This is a genomic window from Vibrio sp. Vb0667, from assembly GCF_033391095.1.
Genome location: NZ_JAWPOL010000005.1, coordinates 133,306 through 150,335, shown reverse-complemented (window position 1 = coordinate 150,335; position 17,030 = coordinate 133,306). Strand labels below are relative to the sequence as shown.

Annotated in this window: 13 protein-coding genes; 8 read left to right on the top strand and 5 right to left on the bottom strand. The window is 45.1% G+C overall.

Going from position 1 to position 17,030, the window contains the following annotated elements:
* A complete protein-coding gene (mfd, locus tag R8269_RS08695; protein WP_258470213.1) occupies positions 1 to 3,462 on the bottom strand; it encodes a transcription-repair coupling factor in 3,462 nt (1,153 codons plus the stop codon).
* A 5-nt stretch (positions 3,463 to 3,467) separates the two neighbouring features.
* Positions 3,468 to 4,037 (bottom strand): hypothetical protein, encoded by a 570-nt coding sequence (locus R8269_RS08690; protein ID WP_017634743.1) that lies wholly within the window; start codon positions 4,035 to 4,037, stop codon positions 3,468 to 3,470.
* Between the two features lie 249 nt (positions 4,038 to 4,286).
* Between R8269_RS08690 and lolC the strand changes: the two genes are divergently transcribed.
* From lolC to lolE, 3 genes are read left to right on the top strand one after another with little or no spacing between them, the layout of a single operon-like run.
* Complete coding sequence (gene lolC, locus R8269_RS08685; protein WP_031778997.1) at positions 4,287 to 5,495, top strand: lipoprotein-releasing ABC transporter permease subunit LolC; 1,209 nt, start codon at positions 4,287 to 4,289, stop codon at positions 5,493 to 5,495.
* Positions 5,488 to 6,195 carry a lipoprotein-releasing ABC transporter ATP-binding protein LolD gene (lolD, locus tag R8269_RS08680; RefSeq protein WP_005378457.1) on the top strand — a complete coding sequence of 236 codons (708 nt, stop codon included), beginning with the start codon at positions 5,488 to 5,490 and terminating at the stop codon, positions 6,193 to 6,195. The genes lolC and lolD overlap by 8 nt, the downstream gene beginning before the upstream one ends.
* A 2-nt stretch (positions 6,196 to 6,197) precedes the next feature.
* Positions 6,198 to 7,442, top strand: a complete 1,245-nt coding sequence (gene lolE / locus R8269_RS08675) for a lipoprotein-releasing ABC transporter permease subunit LolE (protein WP_064376276.1) — start codon at positions 6,198 to 6,200, stop codon at positions 7,440 to 7,442.
* A 149-nt stretch (positions 7,443 to 7,591) separates the two neighbouring features.
* Here lolE and R8269_RS08670 read toward each other — a convergent pair whose 3' ends face one another.
* Entirely contained in the window at positions 7,592 to 8,101 is a 510-nt protein-coding gene (locus R8269_RS08670; protein WP_005387834.1) for a DUF2062 domain-containing protein, read from the bottom strand.
* Positions 8,102 to 8,109: 8 nt separating this feature from the next.
* Between R8269_RS08670 and R8269_RS08665 the strand changes: the two genes are divergently transcribed.
* From R8269_RS08665 to kdsB, 5 genes are read left to right on the top strand one after another with little or no spacing between them, the layout of a single operon-like run.
* Positions 8,110 to 10,365 (top strand): DNA internalization-related competence protein ComEC/Rec2, encoded by a 2,256-nt coding sequence (locus tag R8269_RS08665; protein WP_258470214.1) that lies wholly within the window; start codon positions 8,110 to 8,112, stop codon positions 10,363 to 10,365.
* A 31-nt stretch (positions 10,366 to 10,396) separates the two neighbouring features.
* The gene (gene msbA, locus R8269_RS08660) at positions 10,397 to 12,145 is read left to right on the top strand and encodes a lipid A ABC transporter ATP-binding protein/permease MsbA (protein ID WP_042522131.1); all 1,749 of its coding nucleotides are present in this window, start codon (positions 10,397 to 10,399) and stop codon (positions 12,143 to 12,145) included.
* A gap of 5 nt (positions 12,146 to 12,150) precedes the next feature.
* Positions 12,151 to 13,158 carry a tetraacyldisaccharide 4'-kinase gene (gene lpxK, locus R8269_RS08655; protein ID WP_258470216.1) on the top strand — a complete coding sequence of 336 codons (1,008 nt, stop codon included), beginning with the start codon at positions 12,151 to 12,153 and terminating at the stop codon, positions 13,156 to 13,158.
* On the top strand, positions 13,139 to 13,318 hold the full coding sequence (locus R8269_RS08650; RefSeq protein WP_005378451.1) for a Trm112 family protein: 180 nt from the start codon (positions 13,139 to 13,141) through the stop codon (positions 13,316 to 13,318). Before lpxK ends, R8269_RS08650 begins: the two co-directional genes overlap by 20 nt.
* On the top strand, positions 13,318 to 14,073 hold the full coding sequence (gene kdsB, locus R8269_RS08645; protein WP_053349434.1) for a 3-deoxy-manno-octulosonate cytidylyltransferase: 756 nt from the start codon (positions 13,318 to 13,320) through the stop codon (positions 14,071 to 14,073). The genes R8269_RS08650 and kdsB overlap by 1 nt, the downstream gene beginning before the upstream one ends.
* A 79-nt stretch (positions 14,074 to 14,152) precedes the next feature.
* Here the strand turns inward: kdsB and R8269_RS08640 are convergent, their stop codons facing one another.
* A complete protein-coding gene (locus tag R8269_RS08640; RefSeq protein WP_005378449.1) occupies positions 14,153 to 15,712 on the bottom strand; it encodes a SpoVR family protein in 1,560 nt (519 codons plus the stop codon).
* Between the two features lie 11 nt (positions 15,713 to 15,723).
* Positions 15,724 to 16,995: a YeaH/YhbH family protein gene (locus R8269_RS08635; RefSeq protein WP_005378448.1), complete on the bottom strand. Its 1,272-nt coding sequence runs from the start codon at positions 16,993 to 16,995 to the stop codon at positions 15,724 to 15,726.
* Between the last annotated feature and the right edge of the window lie 35 nt (positions 16,996 to 17,030).

Below are 17,030 nucleotides of genomic sequence, written 5' to 3'. Positions count from 1 at the left end.
TTAGCTCGTTGGTAATAAATTCTGTTTAAAATCATTCAGTAAGTCTTGAACAAACTGAATGCGTTTACGTCGGTCCACCAATGGTACGCTAAACTTGAACTTAGTTGGACCTTCCATTGCAAATTTTTGCGGCTGTGATTGCAGCAGTTTAACTAAATACGCTGGATTTATGTCAGCATCAGGGTAAAACTCGATAAATCCACCTTTATCATGGGCTTCTATCTTTTTCGCTTTTAAACTACCAGCCGAAATTTTCAATTCTGAGACGGCAAGTAAGTTCTTTGTTGCGTCTGGAAGCAGACCAAAGCGATCAATCAGTTCCACTTTTAGCTCTGATAGTTCATCACTGCTTGTGACACTCGCAATGCGTTTGTACATCGACAGTCGTGTGTTTACATCTGGAATGTAATCATCTGGTAAGAGCGCTGGGATTCGCATTTCCACTTCAGTTTGCTCACGAAGCAGCTCATCCAAAGATGGCTCCTTGCCTTCTTTTAATGCTTGCACTGCTTGTTCCAGCATTTCCATATAAAGTGTAAAACCAACGGATTGAATTTGCCCACTTTGCTCATCACCAAGCAGCTCACCAGCACCACGGATTTCTAAATCGTGGGTTGCTAACGTAAAGCCAGCACCTAAGTCTTCCAGTGAAGCAATCGCATCAAGACGCTTGATGGCATCTTTGGTCATGGCTTTTGGATGTGGCGTTAATAAGTAAGCATAGGCCTGATGGTGCGAACGTCCAACACGACCACGTAATTGATGCAACTGCGCCAAGCCAAGATTGTCCGCACGATCCATGATTATGGTATTTGCCGTTGGTACGTCGATACCGGTTTCGATGATGGTTGTACACACCAACACATTAAAGCGCTGATGGTAGAAGTCATTCATGATTCGCTCAAGTTCGCGCTCGCGCATTTGACCATGAGCCACGGTAATGCGTGCCTCTGGGATGAGCTTCTGTAAGTCTTCTGCCGTTTTTTCAATGGTTTCAACCTGATTGTGCAGGAAGTAAACCTGACCACCACGCATAATTTCACGCAGTACCGCTTCACGGACCACTGGCTCTTCTTTTTGTCGAACAAAGGTTTTAATGGCTAAACGGCGTGCAGGAGGTGTCGCGATGATCGACAGGTCTCGCATGCCACTCATTGCCATATTCAGTGTGCGTGGAATTGGTGTTGCGGTGAGGGTAAGAATGTCCACATCCGCACGCATTGCTTTGACTTTTTCTTTTTGACGAACCCCAAAGCGGTGTTCCTCATCAACGATCAACAAACCTAAATCTTTGAATTTAATGTCGCTCGAAAGCAGCTTATGCGTACCAACGACAATATCGACTTTACCATCGGCAACGTCTTGCAAAATGACTTTTTGTTCTTTGGCAGATTTAAAACGAGACAGTACTTCAACTCGGATTGGTAAGTTGGCAAAACGGTCACGGAAGTTTTCGAAATGCTGCTGAGCAAGCAAGGTTGTTGGTACGAGTACAGCGACCTGTTTACTGTTATCCGTTGCGATAAATGCTGCGCGCATAGCGACTTCCGTTTTACCAAAGCCCACGTCACCACACACTAAGCGATCCATCGCTTTTGCCTGGCACATGTCTGACAATACGGCATTGATGGCCATCGCTTGGTCATCTGTTTCTTCAAACGGGAATGTTGCTTTAAATGTTGCGTATTGCCCACGATCTAGCTCAAATTTGAAGCCAGGTTTTAATTCTCGTTTAGCATACACATCCAGCAATTCTGCCGCGACATCACGCACTTTTTCTGCCGCTTTACGACGTGCTTTTGCCCACGCTTCACCACCTAATTTATGCAGTGGCGCACTCTCTTCAGCGCCGCCAGAATAACGGCTGATAAGATTCAGTGATGAAACTGGCACGTAGAGCTTGGCATCGTTTTGATACTCAAGGGTGACGTATTCCGTTTTCATGCCACCAGCTTCAAGTGTTTGTAAACCGATGTAGCGGCCAATACCGTGATCAATATGAACCACAGGTTGACCGGGTTTTAGTTCCGCAAGATGGCGAATAACGGTGTCACTGTTGACGGCTTTTTTATCTTTGCGGCGTCGCTGGATAACACGGTCACCGAGTAGATCACTTTCACAGATCAGAGCGAAGTTCAGCTCTTCGTGAATGAAACCATGCTCTGCTGCGCCTAAGATCAAGCTGAATCGATCACCCGAGTCTAGAGCTTGGTAAAGTGAGCCATGTACGACTGGCCGAACTTTGATGCCTTGCAACAGCTCCGTTAGTGCTTCACGACGACCTTCTGACTCTACCGAGAAAACGATTTTGCCGCTGAATTGCTCACTAAACTGACGAAGGCGCGAGAGCGGCTCTTTATTTTGTTGTTGAACGCCAAGCTCGGCTAACGATTGTACTGGTAGGTTTTGCCGACCGGCACGCTTAACCACTTTATCTAGGCTCAATTGAGCGATAGGGAGCTGTTTTAGTTGACTGAAAAGTTCGTCTTTTTTCAACCAAAGCTGTTCAGGAGTCAAAAGAGGACGCAGCGGATCAACTTTTTTCTGGTCGTATCGATATTCGACATCGGTTAAGAAAGTATCGACCGCAGATTCGATATCACCATATGTGATGACTTGAGAGTCTTCTGGCAAATATTCAAATAAAGTCTCGGTATGGTCAAAAAACAGCGGCTGCCAATACTCAATACCAGCGGGCCACGTGCCTTTGGTCACTTGCATGTAGATTGATTCAGGCTCGCGGCGTGCGTCGAACTGGGTGCGCCAACGTGTACGGAAATCTTCAATCGCTTCTTTAGTGGTTGGGAACTCATGTGCAGGCAGCAATTGGATTTGCTGAATATCGTCGATAGAGCGTTGGTTCTCTGGATCAAACGTGCGAATGGTATCTATTTCATCATCAAAGAAGTCGATGCGGTACGGGTCATTGCTGCCCATAGGAAAGAGATCCAGAATAGACCCACGACTTGCATATTCACCTGGCCCAAATACTTGATCTACATGGCGGTAGCCTGAATTTTCAAGTTGTACACGTAACTTCTCTAGCGAGAGCCGATCACCAGTTTTCACCATTAAAGTGTGTTGCAACAGAAAATCACGTGGCGATTGGCGTTGCAATACTGTACTGACCGGGACGATGGTTATGCCATCACGTTGACTTGGCAGTTGGTATAGGCGTGCGATACGTTCAGAGATGATTTCTTGATGCGGAGAAAAGTTATCGTAAGGCAGCGTTTCCCAGTCGGGGAACAGGCTTACCGTTTGGTCGGTGAATTGCTCAATCTCTGCCTGAAGCTTTAAAGCGATTTGCGGGTCAGGCACAACGAGTAGCGAGTGACTCGAATGCTGCTTGGCCAGCTCTGCAATGGCTAGAGGTAGAGCTGCGCCCGGCAAATTACCTAGCTGTTTTTTGTCGCCACGCTCTGAAGGGTTGGTGACGGAAAGAATCGTTGCTTTTGTCATAGGAATTATTTTTTATCTCGCTCCATCGAGCGCTGACGTAAAAGTTTTTGTTGTTGATACAGTGCCGCCTTTATCAGTAAATCTTGATCAGATTCTCGGAGCATCTTGTATCTAAGCGTGATAATGAAATCTTGCTCTGAAGCATCACATTCTTCTACTTGAGCGTAACAGTAAATCGCCGCAGCAGGGTGATCGAGGAACAGTTTAACACGAACGAGTTGTTGAGTAGTTAACGCTGTATCTGAGCGGAAACTGAGTTGACTAGCACCAAACTGCGTCGTTTGATATCGAATGGAGGCGTCATCTTGTTGTGAAAGCATAAAGCTCAACAAGAGGTTAAGTTTCGCGTTTTGCGTATCAAGCAAGTTGATCACATGCTTTAACTCTTTGTTTTTCAGCTCTAGACGCGCGTTGTCTGCCAACATATCTAAGTGACTAAATTCACTGGCGACAATAAATGGTGCTGGAATTTCGGAGGCAAATGTTTCTTCATCTGGCAAAGCAAAGTCCGCACTCAACGTTTCGACGTTGATGGTGAGGTTATGATGGACGGTAAAGTATTCTTGCTCTGTCATATAGTCGATCCTTTTGCCAGTGAGCGCTCTCTGTTCACTCAACAAACAAAGAGAAATAGGGCACTGATTATCGCTAACTGAATGAAGTTATCAAGTTTAGCTGATTTGTCCTTGAACTTTTTGCCCTAAATACAGACTTATTGCATGTCGTTGACAAATTTAGCGATTCTCTTGTCTTCTTAATGAGAAGAGTAAGGTAAGATAATCCGCTAAAGCTTTATATCAAAACAACCAGTTGGTTTGTCTTATATGTATCATCCTATCTCATTGTTTATTGGCTTAAGGTATCTTCGGGGACGCTCTGGAGATAGGTTCAGCCGATTTGTTTCTTATATGTCGACGGCGGGTATTACGATCGGTGTAATGGCGTTGGTGACGGTTCTTTCTGTGATGAACGGGTTTGAATCGCAGTTAAAAGAACGCATTTTAGGTGTGCTACCTCATGCCGTTGTTTCGCAACACGATGGAAAAACGCCTATGACCGAGTCTGCCCCTCCATTTGTTCAAGCGATGTCGAGTGAATCTCAGCCGGAGCCTATCGTTAGAGGAGAGGCTGTTATTCAGAGTTCTGCACAGCTGACGGCTGGTTACCTCATCGGTATTGAACCTAAGAAAGGCGATCCGATTAGCAACCATTTGATTGCCGGACGATTATCGTCACTTCAAGCAGGTGACTACAATGTATTTTTGGGTCACAGTTTGGCGCGTTCACTAAAGGTCTCAATCGGGGATAAAGTGCGCTTGATGGTGACCAACGCAACGCAGTTTACCCCACTTGGCCGTATTCCTAGCCAGCGAAACTTTACTGTCTCAGGCATTTTCAATACGGGATCGGACGTTGATGGTCAATTAATGATTGTGAACATGACGGATGCATCTAAGCTGATGCGTTTCCCTAAAGACACGGTTTCTGGTTGGCGTGTCTTTTTCTCTGACCCATTTATGGTGACGGATTTTGCTGACCAACCCATGCCTGATGGATGGGAATGGAGTGATTGGCGCGAACAGCGTGGTGAGCTTTTCCAAGCGGTGAAAATGGAAAAGAACATGATGGGACTTATGCTAGGTCTAATTGTGGGTGTCGCTGCATTCAATATTATCTCCGCTTTAATCATGGTGGTAATGGAGAAGCAATCAGAAGTCGCAATATTGAAAACTCAAGGCATGACTCAATCTCAAGTGATGACCATTTTCATGGTGCAAGGTGCAAGCAGTGGTGTAATTGGCGCGATTGTTGGTGGCGCTGCGGGCGTGATCTTGTCACTTAATCTAAATGCGATTCTTGAATCTGCTGGTGTGGCGCTATTCAGCTTTGGTGGTCATCTACCCATCTTGATTGATTCACTGCAAATTCTTTTAGTGGTGGTATTGGCGATTGCTCTTAGCCTTGCTGCTACGCTTTATCCTTCTTATCGAGCATCTTCTGTTAAACCTGCTGAGGCACTTCGCTATGAATAAGCTATTAGAATGTCGTGATATTCGTAAAGTCTACCGAGAGGGTTCGTTAGATACGGAAGTGTTGAAAGGCGTAAGTTTCGATATCGACAAAGGGGAGTTGGTTTCTATTGTTGGCTCTTCTGGTTCGGGAAAAAGTACCTTATTGCATATTTTAGGTGCGTTAGATGACGCAACTCATGGTGAAGTTGATTTTCTAGGGCAAAACCTATCAGCTTTGAGCTCGAACAAACAGGCTGCATTACGCAACAAGCACCTTGGTTTTGTATACCAGTTTCATCACTTGTTGGCTGACTTTACTGCGCTTGAAAATGTGGCGATGCCACTGATGATTGGCGGTGCTAAAGTAGCGGATGCAAAACAGGCGGCTAAAGCGCTGTTAGATAAAGTTGGTTTGAGTCATCGGATGCAACATAGACCCTCCGAGTTATCGGGCGGTGAGCGTCAGCGTGTTGCGATTGCGCGTGCATTGGTGAATAAACCTGATCTGGTCTTGGCTGATGAACCTACGGGGAACTTAGATCACAATACGGCACTGTCTATCTATGATTTGATGCGCGAGCTCAATAAAGAGTCAAACATTGCATTTTTGGTTGTCACGCATGACAAAGAGCTGGCAGCAAAAATGGATCGTCAAATGCACATGCAAGATGGTTTGCTCGTAGATCGTTTTGTGACTGATACAGCATCTGCGGAGGGCTAGTTTTGTTTACCTCTTTAGCTTTGATGATTGGTGGTCGCTTCAGTCGAGCGAAAAAGCGCAACAAGATGGTGTCTTTCATATCGCTTTCTTCAACCATTGGTATTGCGGTTGGCGTTGCTGTGATCATTATCGGTTTGTCTGCAATGAATGGCTTTGAGCGCGAGCTGCAATCGCGTGTGTTGTCTGTGATCCCACACGGCGAGTTAGAAGGTGTTAATGGACCACTTCATGACTACACCAAAACGATGAATCAAGCTCTAAAACATGAACATGTTGTTGCGGCAGCACCGTATGTTCGTTTTACGGGCTTGGCAGAAAAAGGCAGTAAGCTAAAAGCGATAGAAGTTCGTGGCGTAGAGCCTACTTTCGAGCAAGCGGTGTCGAGCTTATCGAATTTTATTGACCAAGCAGCTTGGCAAAACTTTTATGCCGGTCAGCAGCAAGTGATCTTAGGCCGAGGTGTAGCAAACGAGCTAAATGTCGCCGTGGGGGATTACGTTACGTTGATGATTCCGCAAACAGGCGGCGCAAATAAAGTGCAGGCTCCTAAGCGTGTGCGCGTGAAGGTGTCAGGGTTCTTAACGTTGAATGGCCAAATAGACCACTCTCTAGCGTTAGTACCATTAGCGGATGCTCAGCAATATGCGAGATTAGGGGAAGGGGTCACTGGCATTTCACTAAAAACGGACGATGTTCTCAATGCGCCTTCTATTGTTCGCGAGGTTGGTAGCATGGTTGATGTTTATGTGTATTTGAAAAGCTGGCAGCAAAAGTTTGGTTTTTTGTATCGCGATATTCAGCTCGTGCGCACCATTATGTACTTGGTGATGGTACTGGTGATTGGCGTGGCATGTTTTAATATTGTGTCTACGTTGATGATGGCAGTGAAAGACCGAGCGGCGGAAATTGCAATTTTGCGAACAATGGGAGCAAAAGATAGCCTAATCAAACGGATCTTTGTTTGGCAAGGTGTATTCTCTGGTGTATTTGGCAGTCTCGTCGGCAGTGTTATCGGTGTCTTAGTGGCGTTAAATCTGACCCCGTTAATTAAAGGGTTAGAGAGCTTAATTGGTCATCAGTTTTTATCGGGCGATATTTACTTCGTCGACTTCTTACCATCACAACTACACTGGCCAGATGTGGCATTGGTGTCAGTGACGGCGATAGTGCTTAGTTTACTTGCGACGTGGTATCCCGCTTCTCGTGCCGCAAGGTTGAATCCGGCGGCTGTACTGAGTTCTAAATAGCTGATTGTTTTACAATATGCGAAAAACAAAAAGGACCGAATTCGGTCCTTTTTTTGTATTTATCCGACTTGAGTAACATCGCGTTTCATTCTAACTGTTAGATGCCCCTCAACTGATAGCTCAAATGCTGATTTTTACGCAGTAAGGTCTTATCTTATTTTGCGTTTTTGCCAGCTCCGTACCACGGAGTAGCGCCAAAGCCCTCGAATTCCGAAGTAGCCAATAATCGCGGATACAACCCCACAAATTGCGCAGCCCAATAGAAATGGAGGTCCAATGGTGCTCATTTGCTGCATGATGAATTCCCACGATAGTTCAAAGTGAAAAGGTTGCGGGGGAAGACGCATCACTAGAGCACCTAGCTTGTACGCAAAGTAAAATAGCACAGGCATAGTGATAGGATTGCTGATCCATACCAAAGCGACGGAGAGGGGCAGATTGACACCCAACATAATGGCCAAACCAGCGGCCATGATCATTTGGCTCGGCAGCGGAACAAAAGCCATAAATAACCCGACAGCAAAAGCCCCTGATGCCGAGCGGCGGTTTAAGCACCACAAGTTTGGGTTGTACAACACATTGCCGAAGACCTTCAATGCTTTTTGGCGTTTGATCAATTCATGATCTGGCATGAAGCGTTTTATCAGCTTTCTAGGCATAGGACAGCATGACTCTCTCAGAAAAAAGTTGGACCTTGGCGTTATTTGTAGCGAGCGTAATCTCGTCGGCTTGGTGGCCGACAATACCAGATTGGCGTTGGTTGCTGCTGGGAATAATAACCACTGGCTCAATAATCAAATTACGTCGTGGCTTAATTAGCATAGGCGCAATTGCGGGCTTTATGGTTGTCATCGTCCACGGCAATGTATTGGAGTCTCAGAGACAAGCCCTTTTTCAAGCAGGGGAGAATATTACCATAATTGGTAAAGTTGACAGCCCTTTTACGCAAATAAGTCACGGTTATGAAGGTATTGTCGCTATAGAAGCGGTAAATTCTCAAACTCTGTTACCTTTTCTTAAACCTAAAATCCGTCTTATTACGCCTTTTCCACTCGATGTTAACAGTGAGTTTACGACATCCATCTCGTTAAAGCCGATTACAGGTCTACGCAACGAAGCTGGCTTTGATGCTGAAAAGCACGCGATGGGTAAAAATATTATCGCCCGAGCGGTTGTTAACAAAGACGCTAAGTGGATTGTTCGTTCTAATGTACCTCTGCGTCAATCCATTATTGCCGATGTCGCTGATGATGTGTCTTCCCTTCATCATTTCTCGTTAATAAGTGCGTTAGTTTTTGCTGACCGTTCTTGGTTGTCTAAGGAAGATTGGCAAGCGCTCAGGGACAGTGGTTTACTGCATTTGGTCTCCATTTCTGGTTTACATATTGGTATGGCGTTTACTTTTGGGCTAGTCGTGGGCGGTACCGTTCGTTATCTATTACCCCAATACCAGTTGTTGCCTAGCTTATATGGGCTGATTTTCGCTGTTGCCTACGCTTGGTTAGCGGATTTCTCTCTACCTACTACGCGAGCAGTGTCGGTATGCGTTGTTTACGTTCTCCTGAAGTATACTCTGGTGCACTGGACTTCTTGGCGAGTTCTTTTGCTTGCAGTATCTCTACAACTGCTTGTCCAACCTTTTGCATCCTACAGTATGAGCTTTTGGTTATCATACCTCTCCGTTTGTGCGGTATTGTTCGCAATTAATTTGATTCAACATCAAAGGGGAGATTGGAAAACGAAATTAAAAGCGGTATTGCTTACTCAATTGATGTTGGGCGCTTTAATCGTACCTGTTAGTGGCCATTTCTTTTCCGGTTTTAGTTTGTCCTCAATAGCCTACAACTTGGTATTTATTCCTTGGTTCGGATTTATCGTTGTACCTTTGATGTTTCTAGCCCTGTTCTCATCTTTGTTTCTTGAAATGATAGCGAAGCCTCTGTGGCATTTGGTGGACTGGTCATTACAGCCATTGAGCACGTCAATACAGTACGCAATAGGTTCTTGGCAACCTATTAGCATGGAAATGACAATGCTGGTTATGGCGATAGTGGTTTGCTTAATATTTCAACGGTTCATGTCTCAGTACGCGTGGTATTTGTTACTCGGCATCGTTATTAGTATCAAGCTTGCATCGGAGTATGAACCGCATTGGCGTATCGATGTATTAGATGTAGGTCATGGCCTTGCAGTGGTTGTAGAAAAAGACGACAAGGTGTTGCTGTATGACACTGGTAAAGCATGGCAAAGCGGCAGTATCGCAGAGCAGGTCGTCACTCCGGTTTTGCATCAACGAGGTTATGAAAGCATAGATACACTGATTCTAAGCCATTCCGATAATGATCACGCAGGCGGCCGCTTTTTCATTGAAGATGCTTTTTCTCCACAACGTAAACTTAGTAGTCAATTCTTTATCGAATATGAGCCTTGCACTAGAGGCGACCAATGGAAATGGCAAGGATTAAACATGGAAGTGCTCTGGCCTCCTGCACTTGTTCAACGTGCGTATAATCCGCACTCCTGTGTATTACGACTTACTGACCCTATTTCTAACTTTAGTATGCTTTTTACTGGTGATATTGAGGCCATTAGCGAGTGGATTTTGCTTAGAGAACCCGGAAAGTTACAAAGCGATGTGATGCTAGTCCCTCACCACGGGAGTAAAAGTTCATCGAATCCTCGATTTATCGAGTCGGTGAGCCCGAGTGTGGCGGTTGCTTCTTTAGCAAAAAACAATCGATGGGGAATGCCAGCGGAAAATGTCGTTGCTTCATACCGAAAGCTTGGCATTACTTGGCTTGATACTGGTGAGGGTGGTCAGGTAAGCTTCTTTATTCACCGTGATAATTGGCACTCAGAAACCAAACGTAGCGATACATTTGAGCCTTGGTATAGGCAGATGCTGCGTAAGGGAGTAGAATGAGAGTCTTAATGTAAGAAAATAAAGCACTTCTATGTCGATAAATACTGATGAAACGACTTGGCAGACGTTTAAGCGTCTATGGCAATTTATTCGCCTTTATAAGTCAGGTCTTGTCGTTGCAGTCATTGCATTAGTTATTAATGCCATATCAGATACCTATATGATTTCCCTGCTAAAACCACTACTCGATGAAGGTTTTGGGAACGCTGAATCTGATTTTTTACGCACGCTTCCATTGATTATTTTTGCCATGATGTTCATCCGTGGCATAAGTGGATTTGTCTCCACCTACTGTTTGAGCTGGGTATCTGGCAACGTAGTTATGCAAGTCCGTCGCATGGTGTTCAATCACTTTATGCATATGCCAGTGTCATACTTTGATAAGGAAAAGACGGGCAACTTATTGTCGCGTATAACCTACGACTCAGAGCAAGTATCAGCGGCAACTAGCCAAGCGTTGGTGAGCATTGTGCGTGAAGGCGCAAGTATCATTGGTCTGTTAGTCTTGATGTTTTACAACAGCTGGCAATTGTCGCTAGTGCTGTTTGCTGTTGCTCCTGTTGTGGCATGGGGTATTGGTGTTGTTTCTAAACGTTTTAGAAAAATATCCAAAAATATGCAGACCATGATGGGTAACGTAACTGCATCAGCAGAGCAGATGCTGAAAGGCCATAAAGTTGTGTTGAGCTATGGCGGCCAAGACATCGAACGTAAACGATTTGAAAAAGTCAGCAACCAAATGCGTCAACAAAGCATGAAGTTGGTGACGGCTCAAGCGGCGGCTAACCCTATCATACAAATGATTGCATCACTTGCAATTGTTGCCGTTCTTTATTTGGCAAGTATTGATTCGATTAAAGAGCAACTGACTCCTGGTACATTTACTGTTGTCTTCTCTGCAATGTTTGGGCTGATGCGCCCACTTAAAGCGCTGACTAACGTTACTTCTCAGTTCCAACGTGGTATGGCCGCGAGCCAAACGCTCTTCGCGTTAATTGACCTCGAGCCTGAGAAAAACGAAGGTAAGTTGACAGTTGAACGCGCAAATGGCGATGTTTCAGTTAAAAACGTAAGCTTTACTTACACTGGTGCAGAAAAACCAGCATTGGAAAATGTCAGCTTCGATATTCCAAGAGGAAAAACGGTGGCGCTAGTTGGCCGTTCTGGCTCAGGTAAAAGTACCATCGCGAACTTGTTCAACCGCTTCTATGATGTTGACAGTGGATCTATCACATTAGATGGGCATGATATTCGTGATTACGAGCTAAAGAATTTACGCCAGCAATTTGCACTAGTATCGCAAAATGTTCATTTGTTTAATGACACGATAGCAAACAATATTGCGTACGCAACGGATGGCCAATACGAGCGTAGTGATATCGAGAAAGCGGCAACACTCGCGCATGCGATGGAGTTCATCGGCAAAATGGATGATGGACTTGATACCATGATTGGTGAAAATGGTGCTAGCTTGTCTGGTGGTCAACGCCAACGTGTTGCGATTGCGCGAGCTCTATTGCGTGATGCTCCAGTGCTGATTCTTGATGAGGCAACTTCGGCTTTGGATACCGAATCCGAGCGAGCTATTCAAGCTGCACTTGATGAGCTGCAAAAAGACAAAACGGTACTTGTAATAGCGCACCGCTTATCCACAATCGAGAAAGCCGATGAAATTCTTGTGGTTGATGATGGTGCCATCATTGAACGTGGCAACCACGCTGAGCTTATTGAGAAAAATGGTGCGTATGCACAATTGCACCGTATTCAGTTTGGTGAATAAGCGCGGTGATTGAAAAAATCTGGTTTGAAAGCCATCCAATAAAATATCTCTTGTGGCCGCTTTTGTGGCCACTGAGTTTATTATTTGGAGCGATAAGCAAGTCAAAGCGAAAGCAATACCAAACTGGCCGCAAGCAAGCTTATAATGCGCCTATACCTGTTGTTGTGGTTGGCAATATCACTGCTGGTGGCAATGGTAAAACACCAGTTGTTGTGTGGCTTGTTGAGCAACTACAGCAAATGGGCTTTAAGCCGGGGGTTGTTTCTCGTGGTTATGGGGCAAAGGCTCCTGCCTATCCGTTAGTGCTACAAGAAGATACTCCAGCGAAGCATTGTGGCGATGAACCTAAGTTGATTCATCGCCGTACAGGAGCACCTGTTGCGGTAGATCCTGTGCGTTCAAATGCAGTGAAAGCACTGCTAGATTTGGATGTGGATATCATAATTACGGATGATGGATTACAACATTATGCGTTAGGCCGTGATATTGAGTTAGTGATTGTGGATGGGAATCGCCGGTTTGGGAATGAAAGCCTGATTCCATTAGGTCCTTTACGTGAAGGTATTGAGCGACTTAAAGAAGTCGACTTTATCATCACCAATGGCGGTCAAGCGCATACGGGCGAAATCGCAATGGCTTTAGCACCCTCTAAAGCTATTAATCTTAAGACTAAGCAACATGTGGATGTCTCGGAGTTGAAAGATCTCGTCGCATTTGCGGGCATTGGGCATCCTCCGCGTTTTTTTCATACACTAAACTCGATGAACGCAGATGTTAAAGTCACAAAAGGTTTTGCTGACCATCAAGACTTTGATCAACAAGAATTAGAAGCATTGGCTCAACAAGGGACCAATGTGATTATGACCGAGAAAGATGCCGTCAAGTGCAGCCATTATGCGCAAGATAATTGGTGGTATCTGCCTGTATCTGCCCAGTTTGAGTCAAACGATGCAGAGCAAATTTTAAATAGAATAAAAGAGGTTAAAGCGGCTTATGGATCACCGTCTACTTGAGATTGTAGCTTGCCCTGTTTGCAAAGGTAAGCTGACGTACGATAAAGATAATCAAGAGTTGATCTGCAAATTGGATCGCCTTGCTTACCCGATCAAAGAGGGTATTCCAGTTCTGCTAGAGCCTGAAGCTCGCACTATGAGCATGGATGAGGGACGCTAATGTCTTTTACGGTTGTCATCCCTTCGCGCTACGCATCGAGCCGTTTGCCTGGTAAACCGCTAGCGGATATTGGTGGTAAGCCTATGGTTCAGTGGGTTTATGAACAAGCGCTACAAGCGGGTGCGGAAGATGTCATCGTTGCAACTGATGACGAGCGTGTTGCGAAAGCGGTTTCGTCATTTGGTGGTAAAGTTTGTATGACCTCTCCCCACCACGAATCAGGTACGGAGCGTCTTGCCGAAGTTGTTGAAAAAATGGCTATTCCGTCAGACCACATTATTGTTAATGTGCAAGGGGATGAGCCTTTGATTCCGCCGTCCATCATTCGTCAGGTTGCTGATAACTTATCAGGGTGTGAAGCCCCGATGGCGACGTTAGCTGTAGAAATAGACTCGGAAGAGGAAGTGTTCAACCCGAACGCTGTTAAAGTTGTCGCAGATGAGCAAGGTTATGCGATGTACTTTAGTCGAGCAACCATCCCTTGGGATCGCGATAACTTTGCTAAACAAGACAAAACCATTGCCAACCCATTAATGCGTCATATTGGTATTTATGCTTATCGAGCTGGTTTCATTAATACGTATGTCAACTGGGCACCAAGTGCATTAGAGCAGATTGAGTGTCTTGAGCAACTGCGAGTGCTTTGGTACGGTGAAAAAATTCATGTGGCGGTAGCGAAAGAAGCACCAGCAGCAGGCGTTGATACGCCCGAAGATCTAGAAGCCGTGCGCGCGATTGTTGCAAAGCAAGCGTAACAAATGCTCAGATAGATTTAAGAATAAACAAGGCTCCTGAATTAGGAGCCTTTTTGTTTTACTTGTATCGAGGTATTAGTTAAATGTTAGTGTCGTATTGGTTCCGTTTAGGGCAGGTCGCTAAGACTTCTCGGTGACCGGTGTCTTTCACTTCTTGGAGAATGACATCAAAGCCCCATAATCGATACACGTGCTTTAGAACTTCTTCGTAACTATCATCAAGTGGGATGCGGTTGTGAGGAACGTACTGCAACGTAAGCGAGCGATCACCACGGACATCGACATTAAACACCTGAATGTTTGGCTCAAGATTAGATAAGTTATACTGAGCGGCTAGGGTTTCTCTAATGCGTTTATAACCCATCTCATCGTGTATCGCAGCGACTTCAATAAAGTTCTTATGATCATCATCGTTGATCGCAAACAACTTGAAATCACGCATTAATTTCGGAGAAAGGTATTGGCTAATAAAGCTTTCATCTTTGAAATTATGCATCGCGAAATGCACTGCATCTAACCAGTCGGTTCCTGCTAGGTCTGGAAACCACTCTTTGTCCTCATCAGTTGGTTCTTCACAGATACGCTTAATATCTCGGAACATGGCAAAGCCTAACGCGTAGGGGTTAATGCCATTAAAGTAAGGGCTGTTATAAGGTGGCTGAGCCACGACACTGGTGTGGCTATGTAAGAACTCTAGAATGAATTTTTCAGACACCAAGCCCTCATCATAAAGATGGTTGAGTATGGTGTAGTGCCAGAACGTTGCCCAGCCCTCATTCATAACTTGCGTTTGTTTTTGCGGATAAAAATACTGACTGATCTTACGGACGATCCGAACAACTTCACGTTGCCACGGCTCTAGCAACGGCGCATGTTTTTCGAAGAAGTAGAGCAAGTTTTCCTGAGGCTCGCTTGGGAATCGCTCTTTGATGTCTTCCTCTTTCGTCTTGGCTGTCGGTACGGTGCGCCAAAGCTCATTAACTTGAGATTGTAGGTATGCTTCGCGTTCTTCTTGTCTTGCTTTTTCCTCTGTAATTGAGATTTTCTCTGGACGCTTGTAGCGGTCTACACCAAAGTTCATTAACGCGTGACAAGAGTCGAGCAGCTTTTCCACTTCTTTTACGCCATATCGTTCTTCACATTCGGCTAAGTACTTTTTGGCGAACAGCAGATAGTCGATAATAGAACTGGCGTCAGTCCACGTTTGGAATAGGTAGTTACCTTTGAAAAAAGAGTTATGGCCGTAACACGCGTGCGCTATCACGAGTGCTTGCATTGTTACCGTATTTTCTTCCATCAAATAAGCAATACAAGGGTCGGAGTTAATCACAATCTCGTAGGCTAACCCCATTTGACCATGTTTATAGTTCTGCTCTGTTTGAATGAATTTTTTACCAAATGACCAGTGGTTGTAATTGATTGGCATGCCGATACTTGAGTAGGCATCCATCATCTGTTCTGAAGTAATCACTTCTATTTGGTTAGGGTAAGTGTCTAGGCGATAATGCTCCGCGACACGCTTAATTTCTTTGTGGTATCGCTCTAACAGCTCAAATGTCCAATCTGGTCCATCTGGCAACACTTTACTGTTACGCTTCTTAGGCGCCTCTCCTGAGAGGTTTCTCGTTGCGGTATTCATCGCTAGCCTCCTTACGCCGTTTCTTTTTGGAATAGTTCACGAAAGACTGGGAAAATATCCTCCACAGAGCGAATGTTTTTCATTGCGAAATTAGGAAACTCTTCAGTGAGTTTTTCGTACTCATGCCATAGAGTTTGGTGCGATCGCCGCGTGATCTCTATGTAAGAGTAATACTGACAGTTTGGAAGTAATTTGTTCACTAACAGATCCCGGCATCTTGGCGAATCATCTGCCCAGTTGTCACCGTCGGATGCTTGAGCTGCATATATGTTCCACTGACCAATCGGGTATCGCTCTTTTACTATTTCATCCATTAACTTGAGCGCGCTAGATACAATGGTACCCCCGGTTTCTTGTGAGTAGAAAAATTCGTGCTCGTCCACTTCCTTCGCTTGGGTATGGTGGCGGATAAAGACGACTTCGACATTCTCGTAGGTACGAGTTAAGAACAAGTACAAAAGAACATAGAAGCGTTTTGCGATGTCTTTCGTTGCCTGGTCCATCGAACCGGATACGTCCATTAGACAGAACATTACCGCTTGGCTCGATGGTACCGGGCGTTTCTCATAGTTCTTGAAGCGTAAGTCGAAGGTATCGATGAACGGCACGCTTTCGATTTTCTTGCGCAGTTCTTCAATTTCAGCCTTCAAGCGGTTCTCTTCAAACTGCTGAGCAGGTTCAATATTTTTGATGCGAGCAAGTTCGTCTTCTAACTCTTTAAGAAGTCGTTTCTTACCAGCAGTCATTGCAGTACGGCGCGCAAGAGATTGTTGCAGAGAACGAACTACGGCGATATTGGAAGGGATACCGGCAGTTTGAAAGCCTGCACGGTGTGTTTTCCATTCAGTGATTTTGGCAATTTGGTTTTTTTCTAGATTAGGCAGCTCGAGATCTTCAAACAAAATATCGAGGTACTCATCTTTTGATATTTGGAATACAAATTCGTCTTGGCCTTCTCCATCTGGACTGGCGTTTCCTTCTCCAGAGCCGCTACCTTGACCGCCACCTTTGGGACGCTCAATTTTATCACCAGTAATGAATTGATCGTTACCGGGATGAACTCGTTCGCGAACACCACCTTTGCCTTGATGAAATATAGGCTCATTGATGTCTTTGTGAGGGATAGAGACGTCTTCGCCCGTTTCCGTATTCGTAATCGAGCGTCGATTCACTGCGTCTGCTACCGACTCTTTTATTTGCTCTTTGTGGCGCTTCAAGAAGCGCTGTCGATTAACAGCGCTCTTGTTCTTGCCATTGAGCCTTCGGTCTATAAATTGCGCCATGAAATAGCCCTCTTCATGTTTCACAAGCGACCTAA

Bases quoted from the DNA above. Each gene is read 5' to 3' on its own strand.
- mfd (WP_258470213.1), bottom strand. From the start codon at position 3,462: ATGACAAAAGCAACGATTCTTTCCGTCACCAACCCTTCAGAGCGTGGC.
- R8269_RS08665 (WP_258470214.1), top strand. From the start codon at position 8,110: ATGACTCTCTCAGAAAAAAGTTGGACCTTGGCGTTATTTGTAGCGAGC.
- lolC (WP_031778997.1), top strand. From the start codon at position 4,287: ATGTATCATCCTATCTCATTGTTTATTGGCTTAAGGTATCTTCGGGGA.
- R8269_RS08640 (WP_005378449.1), bottom strand. From the start codon at position 15,712: ATGAATACCGCAACGAGAAACCTCTCAGGAGAGGCGCCTAAGAAGCGT.
- R8269_RS08670 (WP_005387834.1), bottom strand. From the start codon at position 8,101: ATGCCTAGAAAGCTGATAAAACGCTTCATGCCAGATCATGAATTGATC.
- R8269_RS08690 (WP_017634743.1), bottom strand. From the start codon at position 4,037: ATGACAGAGCAAGAATACTTTACCGTCCATCATAACCTCACCATCAAC.
- R8269_RS08650 (WP_005378451.1), top strand. From the start codon at position 13,139: ATGGATCACCGTCTACTTGAGATTGTAGCTTGCCCTGTTTGCAAAGGT.
- msbA (WP_042522131.1), top strand. From the start codon at position 10,397: ATGTCGATAAATACTGATGAAACGACTTGGCAGACGTTTAAGCGTCTA.
- R8269_RS08635 (WP_005378448.1), bottom strand. From the start codon at position 16,995: ATGGCGCAATTTATAGACCGAAGGCTCAATGGCAAGAACAAGAGCGCT.
- kdsB (WP_053349434.1), top strand. From the start codon at position 13,318: ATGTCTTTTACGGTTGTCATCCCTTCGCGCTACGCATCGAGCCGTTTG.
- lolD (WP_005378457.1), top strand. From the start codon at position 5,488: ATGAATAAGCTATTAGAATGTCGTGATATTCGTAAAGTCTACCGAGAG.